Origin of the sequence: Pedobacter sp. PF22-3 (genome assembly GCF_026239555.1) — a bacterium.
In the GTDB taxonomy this organism is placed as follows: Bacteria; Bacteroidota; Bacteroidia; order Sphingobacteriales; family Sphingobacteriaceae; genus Pedobacter.
Window position 1 is genome coordinate 1 of sequence record NZ_JAPIVP010000052.1, and the last position, 620, is coordinate 620.

General features: G+C 59.4%; 1 protein-coding gene. It reads right to left on the bottom strand.

Annotated elements, in window-relative coordinates:
* Nucleotides 1-620 (bottom strand): IPT/TIG domain-containing protein (locus OQX63_RS23275; protein ID WP_265853175.1); only part of this gene is annotated, 620 nt, incomplete at both ends.

The following is a 620-nucleotide window of genomic DNA, read 5'->3' on the forward strand; positions in this document are numbered from 1 at the left end:
CGCCGTAGCACCAAAGGTCACCGCGGTAGTCCCGCTGAAGTTGGTTCCGGTAATGGTCACGCTAGTGCCTCCACCGGTCGGGCCACTGGTTGGGCTCAAAGCCGTAACCGTTGGTGCGGCGACATAGGTAAACTGGTCGCTGGCACTGGTCGCACTGGTGCCACCTGTTGTAGTGATGCGGACATCAACGGTGCCTGTTCCTGCCGGTGCGGTCGCTGTGATCTGCGTTGCAGAGTTAACGGTGAAGCCTGTAGCAGCCGTAGCACCAAAGGTCACCGCGGTAGTCCCGCTGAAGTTGGTTCCGGTAATGGTCACACTAGTGCCTCCGCTGGTAGGGCCGCTGGTTGGGCTCAAAGCCGTTACAGTTGGTGCAGCGCCATAGGTAAACTGGTCGCTGGCACTGGTCGCACTGGTGCCACCTGTTGTAGTGATGCGAACATCAACGGTGCCTGTTCCTGCCGGTGCGGTCGCCGTGATCTGTGTTGCAGAGTTAACGGTAAAGCCTGTAGCAGCCGTAGCACCAAATGTCACCGCGGTAGTTCCGGTGAAGTTGGTTCCGGTAATGGTCACGCTAGTGCCTCCGCTGGTTGGGCCACTGGTTGGGCTCAAAGCCGTAACCG